Raw genomic sequence first — 15130 nt, 5'->3', positions numbered from 1 at the left:
TGTCGGCGGCGGGGGCTCGGCCCCGTCCTGAGCGGAAGGCGACGACGGCCCCGCGCCGGTGCTCGGCGGCGGCTCAGCGCCGGTCCGGAGCGGTCCGCTCGCGGGTCATGCCCGGCGGCGCCCGCACGACCTGTCGCCTCGCGTTACGCGGGCGCGGGTGGGAGCTTGGTCCCATGAGCACCATCGATCACACCATCACCCTGGCGGCCGCCCACGGCCTGCACCTGTCCGCGCGGGACGCCACGGTGAACGAGGCGGGCCTGGACTACCGCGTCGTCATGGCCCACGACGCGACCGGCCGCAAGTGGGTGTTGCGCGTCCCGCGCCGCGCCGACGTCACCGAGGGCATGACCGCCGAGAAGCGCATCCTCGACCTGGTCGCCCCGGTCCTGGCCGAGGACGGCGTCGCGGTCCCCGACTGGCGGGTCCGCTCCCCCGAGCTGATCGCCTACCCGGCCCTGCCCGGCGCCCCGGGCCTGACCCTGACCGACGCCGGGGAGCCCGTCTGGCACATGGACCCCGCCAGCCCCGACTACGCCGAGCGTCTGGGGCGCCTGCTGGCCCGCCTGCACTCGATCTCCCCGGAGCGGGCCGAGGCCGCGGGCGTCGAGGTCCGTACCCCGGCCCGGGTACGTCAGGCGTGGCGGGACGACATCGCCCGCGTGAGCGAGGCCTTCACCGTCTCCCCCGCCCTGACCGAGTCCTGGCGGGCCTGGCTCGACGACGACACCTGCTGGCCCGAGCGGACCGTGATGACCCACGGCGAGATCTACCCCGCGCACGTGCTGCTCGACGAGGAGGGCGCGGTCACCGGGGTCCTGGACTGGACGACCGCACGCGTGGACGACCCCGCCCGCGACCTGTCCGCCCAGTACGGCGCCGCGGGCGAAGAGATGCTGAAGGCCACCCTGACCGCCTACGAGCGGGCGGGCGGACACGTCCACCCCGGCCTGGCGGCGCAGGCCAGGCACCTGTGGGACGCCTCCCCCGTCGGGTACGCCCTGTACGCGCTGACCACCGGCGCCGACGACGATCTGGCCGCCGCGGCGGCGATGCTGGACCCTCAAGGCTGACCCGCCGCCCGGTCCGGCGACGGCGGGCCCGCCCGGAGCGGGAGGGCACGTCGTGGTCGTTCCCGGAGAACCCGGAGAACACCGCGCGGAGGCGGGCGCGCGGCGCACCACCGCCCGGCGGCGAACACTCCGCCGGGGCATGCCCCTCACCGCCCCGCGCCGCCGGGGCGCGCCCCTTCCCACCGCCCCGCGCCTCTCGGATCAGCGCCCTGCGTCTCGGCCCGGACCCGGGCGTCCAGAGCCAGCGCGCGAAGGCGCCATGACCCCGGGCACGGGCACGGGGTCCAGAACCAACGCGGAGGGATCGCGAACCCGAGCGCGAGCACCCGAGGTCAGCGCGGCGGGGTTTCCTGGACCCAGGCGCGGGCGTCCAGGCACAGGGCGTCGCCGTCCACCGCGAGGACCTCCCGCCCGCCCCCGTCCCTGTCCACGCGGGCGCGGCCGGTCCCGTCGAACGCCCCGGTCCGCACCCGCAGCCGAACGGGGTCGGTCGCGGTCAGGACGCGCATCCGCCACGGCCCGTCCGCCTCCGGACCGGGCACGGCCAGGTGCACCACGGTGTCGGCCTCACGGCGGACGCGCCCGTCGGTGTGCTCGGCCGTGTAGGAGACCATGCGCAACGCGGCCCGTTCCGGGAGTCCGGTGACCTCCTGGGGTGTGACGGGGGCGGGCGGGGCCTCTCCCCGCGCGAGCAGTTCGTCGCGCACGCCCCGAGCCAGCTCCCCGGCGTCCGGAACACCTCGAAGGAGCATTCTCCAGTCCGCCGCCAGATCGGTTCCGCCGCGCCGCAGCCACTCGGCGGTCAGGGCACGGAACGCGGCCTCGCGCCGCCGCGGCCGCAGGGCCCCCGCCGCCAGGATGTCCCGCCCGGCCCCCTCCAGCGCACGGCAGTACGCGTCCACCGGCACGCGCGCGATCTCACCGGGATAGCGGACCCTACGGATCGTCAACATGGCCCAGAGCAGGAAGGTCGCCGCGCCCCGGGCGGAGCCCTCCACACTCCCCTCCTGCGGCGGCTGGGCGGGCCGGGGCCCGTCCCCACGGGGCGGGGTCAGCGCGTCGGCGCGGCGACCGGCCCCCGACAGCTGCCAGGAGCCGTCGGCGAGCCGCAGTGAGGCCGACCGGGCCCGCAGCGCTCTCCCGTTTCCCAGGCCGACCACGACCCCGCGCGCGTCGGATTCCAGGCGCGCCCCGCGCGCCGAGTCGGTGTCCACGTCCACCCCGGTCAGGTCCTCCAGGTGCACGTCGAGCGTGGGAGGGCCGCCGGGAGCGTCGTCGCCGGGGTCGTAGGAGCGGGTCAGTTCCAGGGTCAGGAACCCGCACAGGCGGGTGCCCTCCCGTTCGAGCCGCACGTGGCGCAGGGCGGCGGCGCCGAGTGCGTAGTCGTCCGCCAGGTCGGCCAGCGCCTGCGGCGTCCACCGGGAATACGCCGGATGGATCTTGCCCCGGCAGTCGCGGTAGGGCCTGTCGAAGTACACGGGCGGGGGTGGGACGAGCGCGTCGAGGCGGTGCCCGCACAGCGCGGCCTGCTCCACCATCCAGTCCCAGCGCGTCGGCCGAAGGCGCGCCGTCCACTCCAGAGCGGCGCGGGCGCGCCGTTCCCGCTCCGGCCCCGGGCGGCCCGTCGCGGCCCGGAACAGGGGGAGAACGGCGTTGTCCCACAGGTCGGAGACGGCCCGGACGGTCTCGCGGTCGAACCTGCGCGCGTCGCGTGCGGCCTCGGCGATCTGGACGACGGAGCGGTCCACCAGGGCGCCCAGCGCGGCGAGGGCCGGTTCGCCGGACTCAGGGGAAACGGGGGGATGCGCGGAGGGCCGGGGTCTCATAGCCGAACCCTTGCACAGGGCGGCGGCCCGGGTGTCACCGGCGGACGGGAGCGGGGCTGTCGACCGCCGCAACCGCCCGTTCGGCGGCCAACGGCCACCGGACAGCGCATAGTTGCGGGCCCGCCCCGCAACCCGGCCACCGGCGAGCATCGCACAGGGCCCAGACCTCCGACCGGCCACCGGCGGGCACGGTACGGGGCCCGCCCCGCAGCCCCGGAACTCAGCAGCCCGGCAGCCGACGGGCAGGGAGCCAGCGGCTACCGAACGTTGAGCTTCCGCTCCCGGGGGTCGAAGGCCACCGACCTGGCGTCGGAGCGCAGGGCCCGCACGATCGCGTCCACCACCTCGTCCACGGGGTGGGGCTCGGGCAGGTGCCCGGGCGCGGTCCCGGCCAGGGGGCGGTCGGCGAGGCCGGTGTCCATGTGCGGCGCGCGCACGTCCAGGGCCGCGACGTGCCTGGCCCGGTAGTCCGCGCGGGCGGCGGTCAGCCAGGCCGAAAGGGCGGCCTTGCTGGCCGAGTAGGCCGCCATGCCGTGGGTCGGGTACTCGGCCGTCACGGCGGTGACCGCCGCCACCGCCCCGCCGGGCTTGACCGCGTCGACCGCCGCGCGCAGCATCGCCATCGGCGCGAGCGTGTTGACCTGGAACATCTTCTCGACCGCGGCGTCCTCGATGCCGCCCTCGGAGTCGGGGCCGGTGTCGAAGGCCACGACGCCGAAGGCGATGACCAGTCCGTCCAGACCACCCTGCTCCTCGGCGGTGCGGCGCACGAGCGCCGCGCAGCCCTCGGTGTCGGCCGCCTCGAACACGGCCGTGGAGGACCCGTCGAGTTCCCGCGAGAGCGCGTCGAGCGCCTCCTCGTCTCGTCCGGCGAGGACGACCCGTGTGCCCTCCCGGTTCAGTGCCCTGCTGATGTGTCCGCCGAGTACGCCCGTGGCCCCGGCCACCAGGACTCGGGCTCCCTCAAGATCCATACGGCCAGTATTTCCGCAGGTGGTATGGGGACCGGGCACCGACACGCACCCCCGGGCACCGGTACGGCCCCTCCGCCGGAGCGCCCCGGCGGCCAGCGGTACGCGGCGGTGGGGCCAGCGGCGGGACACCCCGCGGCCGAACGTTCACACGAACAGGAAGGCCGCCAGCACCACCGCCAGCAGCACGACGTAGGAGACCGCGTGCACCCGGTCGGGCACCCGGCCCACCAGGCGGCGGGTGACGGCGATGGCGGGCAGCGACCCGGCGAGCAGGAGGGCCCCGGCCACGAGGTCCACCGAACCCAGGTGTCCGGGCCCGGCGCCTCCCCCGTCGCCGAACAGCGCGTACACCGCCGTGCCCACCACCGCGACGGGCAGGCTGAGCGGGTTGGCCATCGCGGTCGCCTCCCCCATCGGCAGGCCCCTGCGGCGCAGCAGGGGGACGGTCATGACGCTGCCGCCCACGCCGAGGAAACTGGTCACCGCGCCGATACCGACACCGCCCGCCGTGGTGGTGCGCCGCCCCAGCAGGCGGGGTCCGGCGTCGGGGTCGCGGGTCAGGAAGCCCTTGCGCAGGAGGGTGTCGAGCAGGGTGACGGCGATGTAGGCGATGAACAGCACGCGCTGGGCCCCTCCCCCGACGACCGTGGCTGCCAGGGAGCCCAGCACCGCGCCGACGCCGATGTAGGCGGCCAGCGGCCACACGTAGTCGCGGCGCAGCCGCCCGGCCCGGTGCTGGGAGAGGGTGGCGCTGAGCGCGTTGACGACCATCACGGCGGTGGAGGTGGCCACGGCCACGGCCATCGGATCCACGCCGGGGTCGGCCTGGGCGCGGGTGACGTAGTAGACGACGGGGACGACCACGAAGCCGCCGCCGAAGCCGAACAGGACGGTGGTGACGCCGGTCAGCAGGCCCAGGGCGAGCAGGGGAAGGACGAAGGTGAGCACCCCGACCACGTTAGGCAGGCGGTGGTTGGCGCGCTTTCGAAAGAAGGCCACCATCCTTCGCGCAGCGGACAACACCGGTAGCGTCCACCCCATGCGCAACATCCCCGTCGCCGAGGTGGACTCCATCGACCGGCCCGTCCTGGCGATCGGCACCGACTACCCGCCCGAGCACGTGCTGCCCGCCCACCGGCACCGGCGGGCGCAGTTCCTCTACGGGGCGACGGGGGTGATGCGGGTCCAGACCGCGGACGGGGAGTGGACCGTGCCGCCGCACCGGGCCGTGCTGATCCCGGCCGGGACCGATCATCGGGTGGTCATGACGGGGGTGAGCACGCGCAGTCTGTACCTGGAACCGAGTGCGGTCGTGTGGTTCCCGGAGCGCTGCCAGGTGGTGGAGGTATCGCCGCTGCTCCGGGAGTTGTTGTTGACGGCGGTGGACCTGGAGCCGCGCTACTCCCCGCACGGCCGGGACGCGGCGGTGTTCGCGCTGGTACTGCACGAACTGCGTCAGCTCGTGCCGCTGCCTCTGGACCTGCCGCTGCCCGGGCACGAGGGGTTGAGGCGGATGTGCGAGGAGTTCCTGGGGGCGCCGGACGTGCACGATCCGCCCGCACGGTGGGCGGGACGGTTGCACGTCAGCGAGCGGACGGTGCACCGGCTCTTCCGGGCGGAGACGGGGATGAGCTTCGCGCGGTGGCGGCAGCGGGCCTGCGTGCTGCACGCGCTGCCGCTGTTGGCCAGAGGTGAGCCGGTGACCAGGGTGGCGATGGGGTTGGGGTACGAGAGCCCGTCGGCGTTCTCCACGATGTTCCTGCGCGTGCTGGGGTCATCGCCCCGGGACTACGCGGCGGGACAGTGCACGGCCCCGCCCGGTGCGTCTGGGCGGGGCCGGTCGTGTCTATGGACTACTGGGCGCGAACGGCGCTGACCAGTGCGGTCCACTCGACGGTGGGGGTCGCGAGGTGGCCGAGCGGCCGGTTCTGGGTGTCGCGGACCAGGACGGCCGCCTGGTCACGACGGGCCTCCACACAGTCGCCGCCCTCACCGTTGCTGTAGCTGGACTTGCTCCAGTCCTCGGTCATCATGCGATCATGCCTCGAATCTCTGCCATGAGGGATCCGTTCAGGGGCTGGCGTTACCGACCGCGTACCGCACCCAACAGGGCGGTCCACTCGGCAGCCGGAGCGGCCAGGTGGCCGAGCGGCCGGTTCTGGGTGTCGCGGACCAGGACGGCCGCCTGGTCACGACGGGCTTCCACACAGTGGCCGCCCTCACCGTTGCTGTAGCTGGACTTGCTCCAGTCCTCGGTCATCATGTGATGCTGCCTCGAATCTCTTCCATGCGGGACCGCGACGAGGGCACCGGCAGGGCGGCGCTCCTCAGCTCCGCGAATACCCGGTCGTAGCTTGCCACAACGTCCGGCTGCTTCAGTGACACCCCTGTCCTCTGGCTTTCGACATAGGCGAATGTGCCGGAATCAGGTACGTCCATCAGCGTAAAGGACCCGAACAGACCCGGATGTCCCTCGGTTGCGATCGGCACGATCTGGAGCTTCACTCGCGGGCGATGGGACAGGTCAATGAGGTGATCGATCTGTTCCTTCATCACCTCCGGATCCCGGAACCGTCGCAGCAGCACCACCTCGTCCAGGAGCACCGTGATCGTCGGCGGGTGGGGCCGGTCCAGGATCTGCTGTCGGTACTTCCTGGCCTTCACGATCTGGTCGATGGCCTCCGTGGTGGCTTCGGGGTTGGAGAGTTCACTGATGGCCCGCACATAACTCTCGACCTGGAACAGTCCAGGAACCAGGCCGTAGGAGTAGTCGCGGATCTTGGGAGCCATCTGCTCCGCCTCGGCCACCTCACGGAAATATGCGGTCACCCCGACCCCTGAGAAGACCGCATCCCATGCGTCCACGAGCACGCCCCGAGCGGTAAGGGCTTTGTCGAGACGTACTACTGGGTCTCTCCGCGTCCCCTTTTTCCCCAGTTCCAAATCGCTGACGGTGCTCTGCGCGATCACGGCCAGGTCAGCGAGTTCCTGCTGAGTAAGACCCGCCTGGTCCCGGAGTTTCCTGAGTAGCTTGCCGAAACGAAGCTGCGCAGCCCTGTCTGCGTCTTCTTCTTGCACCATCCCACCACCAGGTCAACTGAACATACCGCTGGCCATAGAACTTTTACCGTCTTAAGCGATAAGCATAGCGCCGAAGACAGACCAGTTGGCAAGGTTCATGACGAAGCAAATACAGAAAGCTTGGCAGCCCATATCGGGCGAAATATCCACAAGGGCATGAAAAAGCCCCGGAGACCGAAGGTGAGAGCGGTCTCCGAGGCAAAGTGCCCCACCCGGAAAGCCCCGAGGTGAGACATGAACAAGCCTATCGTCCAGGTCCCAACGCTTCCACGCCGACTGTGCGGAACCGCCACCAACTCAGGCATTCTGCTCGGCCCCGAACTCGGCCACGTCAAGATCGCCCGCCGCTGGGCCGTCCAAGCCACCCGCTCCCGCCCCAGCCTGGCCGAGCCCGTCGGCATCGCCGTGTCCGAGATGACCACGAACGCGCTGCGTCACTCGGCGTCCGGGCTCCCCGGCGGCAGCATCCGCGTGGAGATCGAACGCACCCCGCGCCACCTCGAACTCCGCGTCACCGACAACGGCCCCCGCCCCGGAGAACAACCCAGCTTCCCGGCCGTGCCCAGCCCCGAGCCCCTGCGCCCCAGTGGCAACGGACTGCGCCTGGTCGAAGCCCTGTGCTCCTACTGGGACTGGAAGCAACACTCCTGCGGCGCGATCACCGTCCGCGCCGTCTTCCCCTGGTAACCCACGCGTCCCTGGCCGCCCTTCGGCCTCCGCGCCCTCCACCGTGACGGCGCGGACCAGGGCCGGTGACCTCAACACCAGCCCGAAGCCCCGCCTCCTCCTTCCCCGGGGAGGCGGGGCCACCCGATCGACCACTCACACAACACCGGACACGGAAAGCCCCTCATGCCCGACTACAGCTACCTCCTCGACGGCCGACCCGACGTCCTCACACCCAGCGAAGTCGCCGCCCTGTTCAACATCCGCCCCCGCAGCCTCCACCGAGGCCAATGGGACAACGTCCTCAAACCCTTCCGCACCCCCGGCGGAGCACGCCGCTACCCCAAAGAACACATCGCCACCCTCCTCAACCAGCCGGATGAGTCCGCCCCCACCCCCTGAAACCGTCAGGCCGTCGCGGCGCGCACGAGGGTGTCGTAGGTGTCGGTGGTGCGTTCCAGGGCCACGTCGAGCTTTCGCGCCCACGCGTCGAGTTCGGCCTGGGCGGCCAAGCCGTCGCGGTCGTCATCGACCACCAGTTCCAGTTCGACGAAGGCGCCCAGGCCCTCGACCAGGTCCACGCACACCCCGATGGGTCCTGTGGTGCCGGTGCGACGGTGCTTGACGATGCGCACCGTGGGTTCGTAGCCCAGCGCCAGCAGGGCACCGTGCATCTGCTCGCGGTCGGCGACGATGGTCTCGTACTCCACGCACTCCATGGCGTTGGCCAGCGGGGTCTTGGTGGTGAGCAGGTGCACGCTGTCCTGGGTGCGCACACGGGCGAAGGTGTGACCGACCTGGCCCAACTCCGGCCGCCAGCCAGCGGGGGCGTAGGCCTGGTCGTCCTGGTAGGCGGGGTCGCTCATGCGCACCCCGGCCTGTTTGAGCGCGGCCAGCAGCGCTTCGAGATCGGCCACCCGGTACTTCGTCTCGATCTCCCGCACCACAGGCCCCCTCGCGTCTCGGCACCACCGTCCCGGCGAGCGTACCGAGACCGCGCCCCACCAGGCGGGAGTTTCCCAAGACGGCCCATCCCCGCATACGCGGGGCTCACACCGAGTACGCGACCCCTGCGGAGCTGACCGGCGGTCCATCCCCGCATGCGCGGGGCTCACCATCGCGGGAGTATAATAAGATTGAGCTTTTTCATACGCCCTTAGAGGGGTAGCAAAAAGTCGCGATTCACGGGCAAGGCATCACCTTTGTCCTTTTTCATACTTCCTCAGAGGAACAGCGTCAGCCCCTGCCATGCGGGGGCTGACGTGCGTCTAGGGCTTCTTCTTCGGCCCTCGTGGTTGTGACTCCAGCCCCGTACCCTCAGCGATCCTCCGGTTGTACGCCTGAGTGAACGGCGACAACTGGTTCACCTCCATGGGGGTCATCCCGACGGTCCATCCCCGCGTGTGCGGGGCTCACAGCTTGCGCATTCCGCGCGTATTGACGGTCATCGGTCCATCCCCGCGTGTGCGGGGCTCACGCTTAACGACCTGCGAAAACGCAGTCCGTTATCTCGCCGCAACCTTGGCACGGGACATGCTGAGCGTTCTTGGCCTCAACGTACATCCTCACACAGCGCACGGCTGCGCTCATCCCCACCTTCTCCTACCGACAACAGCTAACGCGACTTCGTCATCACCGTCGAATTCACCCGTGCTCTGAGCCGGGAGGTGCAAGTGTGAACGATGAGCAGTGTCATCGCCGTACTTGAAACGGCCCTGCGAGGTCGCCGACCTGATCAGCCAACCCCGGCCGAGCATCCCAATGGGGCGATCCGACAACCGCGACATCTGAGACAACCAGAACGGAGAAGGTTGCATGGAGACAGCCCGAATCCGGAGCGCGAACGTACTCCTACCCAGCGACGACGAGGAGCCGGTGAACTCCTGGCCGTACCCGAACCCCCTGGAAGAGGAGCGGGTCGCCAACACCGACTTTCGGTCGGTGGACCTGTCCTCGCACCGCCTGGTGGACGTCACTCTCGACCGCTGCCGGTTCCGCACGTCGAGGCTGATGGGCGTGTCACTGGTACGGGTGTCCCTGCGGGATGTGGTCTTCGAGGGCTGCCAGTTCGACTACGCCACCTGGGCCCAGGTCAGGGCCGCGAGTGACGTCGCGTTCGTGAACTGCTCGTTCAAGGAGGCCGCCTTCGAGGGGTGCGACCTGCGGAAAGCGGTCTTCGACGACTGCGCCTTCGGTGTGGACCTCCAGGACACTTCCCTGGCCGGTGCGGACCTGCGAGGCAGCGACCTGTCCGGGCTGTCGGGACTGGCGTCGTTGCGCGGGGCCAAGGTGACCGAGATGCAGTTGCGTCAGCTCAGCGAGGTCATGGTCCGCGACCTGGACCTGACCGTGGCCGAGGCGCCGCTGTAACCGGCCCGAAGAAACGGCTGCGAAATCCGGACTGGCTTAGCGTGCCAACGGGCTACCGTCCAAATACCATCTCCTACACCCTAGGGGGACCCGCCATGACCGGCCAGCTGTGGACCCACGCCCCGCTGTCCGCCCTGGACCTGGAAGGCACCGGAGCCCAGGACCGTGACCGCGAGGCGATCCTGGAGATCGCGGTGGTACCGCTGGCAGGCGGGTTCCCCACCATGGGGGAAGCCTACGAATCCCTCATCAACCCGGGGCGGCCCGTGCCGTCTCGGCCGTGGATCAGCCCCGGGTTGACCGATGAGGTGCTGGTCGGCGCCCCACCGCCGGAGGAGGTCGGCACCGAGCTTCATGCGCGGGTGGAGGGCCGGTACCTGGTGGGGCACAACGTGGCGGTGGACTGGCGGCTGCTCCACCGCCACTACCCGGGGTTGCGCCCGGCGGGGTTGATCGACACCTTGCGTCTGGCTCGGGCCCTGAAGGTTCCGGGGCCCAAAGCGCTGGCGTCGTTGGTGGAACGGTACGAACTCAGAGAGCGCGTCAACACCTTGGTGCCAGGGGGACGCCCTCACCGGGCGTTGTGGGACACCGTCGCTGCCGCGTTGGTGCTGTCCGCGCTTGTCTCCGACGTTTCCTGTCCCTTCCGTTCGCTGTCCGACCTGACGCGTGTGGCCGGATCACCTCTGTCCAGGGAGAACGCAACCTTGTTCTGAAATCGTTTTCGCTCTGTCCGTGCTCACCACCTCGCGAAGGAATCTCGCTATGGAGCCGCTACCCGACCGCCCGCTCACCCTGGCCCAGATTCAGAACTACGTGGCGAAGATGGAGGTGGAGCGCGGATTCTCCGACAGCACCCTGGTCGAGCAGACCCTGAAGCTGGCGGAAGAAACCGGGGAGGTGTGCAAGGCCGTGCGCAAGCGTGCCTCGCTCAGCATGGACCCCACCAGCACGGTGGGCGGCCTCGGCGAGGAACTGGCCGACGTGCTGATCTACCTCGCGGCCATCGCCAACCGCGAAGGCATCGATCTGAGCCAGGCGCTACGGGAGAAGGAAGCGCTGAACGAGACCCGCACCTGGTCATGAGCTTCAAGGGCTGCCCGCGACGGGCAGCCCCTCTTCCTTTCACGGGCTCACCGCCACACCGTCACCACCAGCGTCGCCCGTAGCGGCCCATCCCCGCGTGCGCGGGGCTCACGACGTGGTCGCTTCGGTCGGGTTTCCGGCCAGGGGTCGGACATGTCTCTCCTTGATGGGAGAGCACTCCAGCGGGCGGGTCGGTGACTCGGAGCGCGGGAACGTGCTGCTGCGCCGTCAATCCGCACAGGCCACGACTTCCCCGGTTCAGCGACTCTGTGCCTGACCAGTGAAGACGCCGTCATCAGGCTTGAAAGGGCAACAGCTGCCAGGGCACCTCAGAAGAGGCCACCGCTTGCGTGGATGGTCTGGCCGTTGATCCATGCGCCTTCGTCCGAGACCAGGAACGCGACCACCGATGCGATGTCGGCCGGCTCGCCCAGGCGGCCGAGGGGCGTCTGGCTACGGATGGATGCGGCCACGTCAGCCGGCATCTGGGCTTGCAGGGCATCGGTGCGGGTAGCGCCGGGCAACACGCTGTTCACCGTGATTCCGCGCTGTCCGAGCTCGTGTGCCGCTGTCCGGGCCAGTTGCTCAGCTGCCGCTTTACTCGCGGCGTAGAGGCCCGCGCCAGGATGCGCCACGACGGTCGCACCGCTGGAGACCACGACGACCCGCCCACCGTGGCGCATGTGGAGTGCGGCCTCCTTCAGGGCTCTGAAGACGGGCCAGGTGTTGATGGCGAAGTGCAGCTCCAAGTCCTCGTCCGTGGCATCCGCCAGGGATGTAGGGCGCGCCATCCCCGTATTGCTGACGAGGACATCCAGCCCGCCGTACTCCGCAACGGCCGCCTTGAACAGAGAGCTCAGCTGCGTCGCGTCGCGCACATCGGCTCGCACCGCGGTGGCCCGTCCGCCCGCACGCTCGACGGCGGCCACGGCATCTTTCGCCGCGACCGCGTCCGAGTGGTAGTTGACGACCACCCGCGCTCCATCCGCCCCCAACCGTTCGGCGACAGCGCGCCCGATCCCCCGGGACGCTCCCGTCACGACTGCGACCTTGCTGTTCATGCGTATGCCTGAGTCCTTCGAAAGGTGATGGTGTCGATAGGTGAGATGCTCTCCTAAATTGTCGATGAGGTCAATCATCTAGACTGTCTCTCATGAACTCGCATGCCCTTGCTGCCGCCGTAACTACGCTGCACCGCGAGGCCGCCGCCCTCTACGCGCTCATCGGGCGCGAGTTCGGCATGACCACTCAGCAGGCCCAGCTGCTGTGCGTCCTGACTACCGATCGGCCGTCCTTCAGTGAACTGGCCACCACTCTCGGCTGCGACAGGACCAATGTCACCGGCATGATCGACCGGCTGGAGAGGCGGGGGCTGTTGGCGAGAGAGCGCGACAGCGAGGACCGCAGGGTGATTCGCGTAACGGCCACCCAGGAGGGCGAACAGCTGATTGCGCGCCTACGGGAGCGCTTCGCCGAATCGGTCGCCGACCGGTTCCGCCGTCTCACACCCGAGGAACATGACCGCCTCGCCGCCCTGGCAACCGCGCTCACCCCCGGAACAGCACCGAACTCGAAACACTGATGGCCCTGGTCGGCGAACCGGCCACGCCAGCACCGGACCGTGTCCGGATGCAGGCCGATCGAGAGAAGCGGATCAAGGACAGGCCGTAGCCTGCCGCGTCCCCGGGCCCGGCTGGTCCATCCCCGCGTGCGCAGGGCTCACGACACCTGTGCCCGCGCGGCGAGCTCCACTACCGGTCCATCCCCGCGTGCGCGGGGCTCACCTTGGACCAGTCCGCGGTGCGCACCCAGGCGTCGGTCCATCCCCGCGTGCGCGGGGCTCACACGCGCGGCCATGTCCGCCACCCGCCGCCGAGCGGTCCATCCCCGCGTGCGCGGGGCTCACATCTGCAGTTCCATCTCCAGCTCGTTGCGCTGCGGTCCATCCCCGCGTGCGCGGGGCTCACCGAGCGCGGCCGTATCCCGGCCTCAATCGTCCGGTCCATCCCCGCGTGCGCGGGGCTCACGGCAGGATGGCGTCGGTGATGGTCTTGCGGCGCGGTCCATCCCCGCGTGCGCGGGGCTCACGGCAGGATGGCGTCGGTGATGGTCTTGCGGCGCGGTCCATCCCCGCGTGCGCGGGGCTCACCTAGCGCGCCCCGCGAGAGCCTGCGGGGCGCGGGTCCATCCCCGCGTGCGCGGGGCTCACGGGTTGATCTCCCACATGGGGGTGGTGAAGGTCGGTCCATCCCCGCGTGCGCGGGGCTCACGCTTAACGACCTGCGACAACGCGGGCCGTTATCTCGCCGCAACCTTGGCCCGGAACGTGCTGGGGGCTCTTGACCTAGACGTACATCCTCACACAGTGCACGGCGGCGCTCATCCCCACTACTGCGCCGGGCACACAGGCGTTCCATGCCTGGGCTGCGGTCGCAGGCTCACAGCCCCGAAGAAATAGCTCTGAAGAGCAGCACGAGCAGGATGAAAGGCGAGAAGCTTAGGGCGATACGGGATGATCCCAGTGCTGTTCCAGGGCCGCGCACACCACCCGGCAGGAATCCTGGCCGGTGTCGGCTTCCAGGTCAAAACTCTCCAGACCTGGGAGCCCGGCACCCCGCAGCAGCCGGTAAGCATGACCCAGTTCCTCGCCCAAGGCACGATCACCGCCGCCGGTGACGGTGCCGTCCGGCCACACGTACGCCCACGCCCGCCCGAAGCCCAACCACACGATCCGGCCGGGCTCACCCCGGAAGGGCCGCAGCCCTGTTCCCAGACGGACCCCGGGCATCATCAACATCAGCTGGGTCATCATCCCCGAGCCGATGAGTTCCACCGACCCGACGGGAAAGTCGGCAGCCCGAGTCGGTTGCTGCCCGAGGCCGGGGAAGGGGAGGTCACCCGGGCGCTGTGTGCGGTCGCGCATGAACGCGGCCTCTCGCACGAACGGCCCCGACCCGCGTCCCTCGCGAGCAGCAAGGGCAACGATCGGCGTACTGTGGGCGACCGGGTGCGGACTCCAGGGAAGCACGAGCACCGCACCCTCAGCGGCGGCGAGCCACCCGCCCGGTATCCGGGTCGCCGCGCAGGTGGCGATGACCGCGTCGTACACCTCCCCGGGAGGCGGCTCGGCGGCGGTTCGCACGATGACGCCGGTTCCGGTCAGCCGTTCCCGTGCCAGGGCAGCCACACCGGGGTCGATCTCGATGCTGGTGACAGACCCCTTCTCCCCCACGAGGGAGTTCAGGATCGCGGCGTTCCACCCGGTGCCGGTGCCGACCTCCAGCACCCGCATGCCCTCATCGATTCCGGCCGCGGCGATCATGTCCGCCATCACCTGGGGCGCTGACGACGAGGAGCTGGGTTCGTTGCGCGGCCCCGGACCGCCGTCGTTGGCCTGAGTGGTGACCGCGTCGGAGCCGTACACCAGATGCGTCCACCGGCCAGGATCGGAGGTCCGGTGCAGGGGCAGGCCGGTCGCGTCGGGCCAGACCAGGTCGGGGATGAACAGGTGCCGGGGGTGAGCCGCGAACGCGTCGCGGATCGTGGCGGTGGTGTCCAGGCGCTCTATCAGGGCGGTGTGAAGCGCGTCGAGGTCATCCGTCACGTCTCTCCCGTTCCCTTACAGCCGCTGCACGTGACCACCTGGCGGTGTGTCCAACCGCCGCCGCTGCCGTCTCCGTCGGACTCGATCACTACGGTGCCTTCACCTTTGCGGATGGAGCGCTGGGCCAGGGGTGGCTCCTGTCAGCGTCGGGGGTGCTGTTGGTCCACCCGAGCGCCAGGAGATGAGTGCGGGTGTGGCCGTTTGGCCTTCCCCGCCTGTCTCGTCACGGCTACGGTGAGCATCCATGGAGACCTCCACAGACCGCACCCGTATCCAACCGTCCGGGATCTGCCGCCGGGGCCACCACCAGTGGCGGCACGACCCGCCGGGCGGGAAGCGGTTGCTGTGCACCCGGTGCAAGTCGATGTCGATGACGAACTACGGCGAGTGCCGGGAGGACTGTGTGGACTGCCACCCCCCGGTCTGCGAGGTCGGGGTTCAGTAGTTCTT

At 70.2% G+C, this 15130-nt stretch carries 18 protein-coding genes and 1 CRISPR repeat array; of the genes, 9 read left to right on the top strand and 9 right to left on the bottom strand.

Translation table 11 applies throughout. From position 1 onward, the window contains the following. The first annotated feature begins 173 nt into the window (after positions 1-173). Positions 174-1073 carry a macrolide 2'-phosphotransferase gene (locus ACSTA4_RS12795; protein ID WP_444963716.1) on the top strand — a complete coding sequence of 300 codons (900 nt, stop codon included), beginning with the start codon at positions 174-176 and terminating at the stop codon, positions 1071-1073. 332 nt (positions 1074-1405) lie between these two features. Here the strand turns inward: ACSTA4_RS12795 and ACSTA4_RS12790 are convergent, their stop codons facing one another. The 3 genes from ACSTA4_RS12790 to ACSTA4_RS12780 all read right to left on the bottom strand — a co-directional run bounded on the left by ACSTA4_RS12790 (position 1406) and on the right by ACSTA4_RS12780 (position 4830). After that, complete coding sequence (locus tag ACSTA4_RS12790) at positions 1406-2899, bottom strand: hypothetical protein (protein WP_444963715.1); 1494 nt, start codon at positions 2897-2899, stop codon at positions 1406-1408. A gap of 257 nt (positions 2900-3156) precedes the next feature. Next, entirely contained in the window at positions 3157-3873 is a 717-nt protein-coding gene (locus ACSTA4_RS12785) for an SDR family NAD(P)-dependent oxidoreductase (RefSeq protein ID WP_444963714.1), read from the bottom strand. A gap of 144 nt (positions 3874-4017) precedes the next feature. Then, positions 4018-4830, bottom strand: coding sequence for a sulfite exporter TauE/SafE family protein (locus ACSTA4_RS12780; RefSeq protein ID WP_444964162.1), 813 nt, complete (start codon positions 4828-4830; stop codon positions 4018-4020). An 82-nt stretch (positions 4831-4912) separates the two neighbouring features. Between ACSTA4_RS12780 and ACSTA4_RS12775 the strand changes: the two genes are divergently transcribed. Further along, positions 4913-5749, top strand: coding sequence for an AraC family transcriptional regulator (locus ACSTA4_RS12775; protein ID WP_444963713.1), 837 nt, complete (start codon positions 4913-4915; stop codon positions 5747-5749). On the opposite strand, the gene ACSTA4_RS12770 is transcribed toward ACSTA4_RS12775, so the two are convergent. Genes ACSTA4_RS12770 through ACSTA4_RS12760 form a run of 3 tightly spaced genes read right to left on the bottom strand, consistent with a single transcriptional unit; the run spans position 5727 to position 6954 of the window. Continuing rightward, entirely contained in the window at positions 5727-5906 is a 180-nt protein-coding gene (locus ACSTA4_RS12770; protein WP_444963712.1) for a DUF397 domain-containing protein, read from the bottom strand. The genes ACSTA4_RS12775 and ACSTA4_RS12770 overlap by 23 nt on opposite strands. 50 nt (positions 5907-5956) lie before the next feature. After that, positions 5957-6136, bottom strand: a complete 180-nt coding sequence (locus tag ACSTA4_RS12765) for a DUF397 domain-containing protein (protein WP_444963711.1) — start codon at positions 6134-6136, stop codon at positions 5957-5959. Beyond that, a complete protein-coding gene (locus ACSTA4_RS12760; protein WP_444963710.1) occupies positions 6133-6954 on the bottom strand; it encodes a helix-turn-helix domain-containing protein in 822 nt (273 codons plus the stop codon). Before ACSTA4_RS12760 ends, ACSTA4_RS12765 begins: the two co-directional genes overlap by 4 nt. A 234-nt stretch (positions 6955-7188) precedes the next feature. Here ACSTA4_RS12760 and ACSTA4_RS12755 point away from each other — a divergent pair, with 234 nt between their 5' ends. Further along, a complete protein-coding gene (locus tag ACSTA4_RS12755; RefSeq protein ID WP_444963709.1) occupies positions 7189-7641 on the top strand; it encodes an ATP-binding protein in 453 nt (150 codons plus the stop codon). A gap of 165 nt (positions 7642-7806) precedes the next feature. Continuing rightward, the gene (locus ACSTA4_RS12750) at positions 7807-8022 is read left to right on the top strand and encodes a helix-turn-helix domain-containing protein (protein WP_444963708.1); all 216 of its coding nucleotides are present in this window, start codon (positions 7807-7809) and stop codon (positions 8020-8022) included. A gap of 5 nt (positions 8023-8027) precedes the next feature. On the opposite strand, the gene ACSTA4_RS12745 is transcribed toward ACSTA4_RS12750, so the two are convergent. Continuing rightward, a complete protein-coding gene (locus ACSTA4_RS12745; protein WP_444963707.1) occupies positions 8028-8564 on the bottom strand; it encodes a class IV adenylate cyclase in 537 nt (178 codons plus the stop codon). 871 nt (positions 8565-9435) lie between these two features. Between ACSTA4_RS12745 and ACSTA4_RS12740 the strand changes: the two genes are divergently transcribed. The 3 genes from ACSTA4_RS12740 (at position 9436) to ACSTA4_RS12730 (ending at position 11076) form a co-directional block, all read left to right on the top strand. Next, positions 9436-9990 carry a pentapeptide repeat-containing protein gene (locus ACSTA4_RS12740; RefSeq protein ID WP_444963706.1) on the top strand — a complete coding sequence of 185 codons (555 nt, stop codon included), beginning with the start codon at positions 9436-9438 and terminating at the stop codon, positions 9988-9990. A 95-nt stretch (positions 9991-10085) separates the two neighbouring features. Then, positions 10086-10706, top strand: coding sequence for a 3'-5' exonuclease (locus tag ACSTA4_RS12735; protein WP_444963705.1), 621 nt, complete (start codon positions 10086-10088; stop codon positions 10704-10706). 49 nt (positions 10707-10755) lie between these two features. Continuing rightward, on the top strand, positions 10756-11076 hold the full coding sequence (locus ACSTA4_RS12730; RefSeq protein ID WP_444963704.1) for a MazG nucleotide pyrophosphohydrolase domain-containing protein: 321 nt from the start codon (positions 10756-10758) through the stop codon (positions 11074-11076). 329 nt (positions 11077-11405) lie between these two features. On the opposite strand, the gene ACSTA4_RS12725 is transcribed toward ACSTA4_RS12730, so the two are convergent. Continuing rightward, positions 11406-12215 carry an SDR family oxidoreductase gene (locus tag ACSTA4_RS12725; RefSeq protein ID WP_444963703.1) on the bottom strand — a complete coding sequence of 270 codons (810 nt, stop codon included), beginning with the start codon at positions 12213-12215 and terminating at the stop codon, positions 11406-11408. A 14-nt stretch (positions 12216-12229) separates the two neighbouring features. Between ACSTA4_RS12725 and ACSTA4_RS12720 the strand changes: the two genes are divergently transcribed. Continuing rightward, positions 12230-12658: a MarR family transcriptional regulator gene (locus ACSTA4_RS12720; RefSeq protein ID WP_444963702.1), complete on the top strand. Its 429-nt coding sequence runs from the start codon at positions 12230-12232 to the stop codon at positions 12656-12658. 112 nt (positions 12659-12770) lie between these two features. Next, positions 12771-13346: direct repeats of the CRISPR family, unit length 29 nt; unit sequence CGGTCCATCCCCGCGTGCGCGGGGCTCAC. Positions 13347-13573: 227 nt separating this feature from the next. On the opposite strand, the gene ACSTA4_RS12715 is transcribed toward ACSTA4_RS12720, so the two are convergent. Further along, positions 13574-14680 carry a protein-L-isoaspartate O-methyltransferase family protein gene (locus tag ACSTA4_RS12715; RefSeq protein ID WP_444963701.1) on the bottom strand — a complete coding sequence of 369 codons (1107 nt, stop codon included), beginning with the start codon at positions 14678-14680 and terminating at the stop codon, positions 13574-13576. Between the two features lie 244 nt (positions 14681-14924). Here ACSTA4_RS12715 and ACSTA4_RS12710 point away from each other — a divergent pair, with 244 nt between their 5' ends. Beyond that, the gene (locus ACSTA4_RS12710; RefSeq protein WP_444963700.1) at positions 14925-15125 is read left to right on the top strand and encodes a hypothetical protein; all 201 of its coding nucleotides are present in this window, start codon (positions 14925-14927) and stop codon (positions 15123-15125) included. Positions 15126-15130 lie beyond the last annotated feature (5 nt).

Source organism: Nocardiopsis sp. M1B1, assembly GCF_052466615.1.
This window is presented reverse-complemented; position numbering and strand designations above follow the sequence as displayed.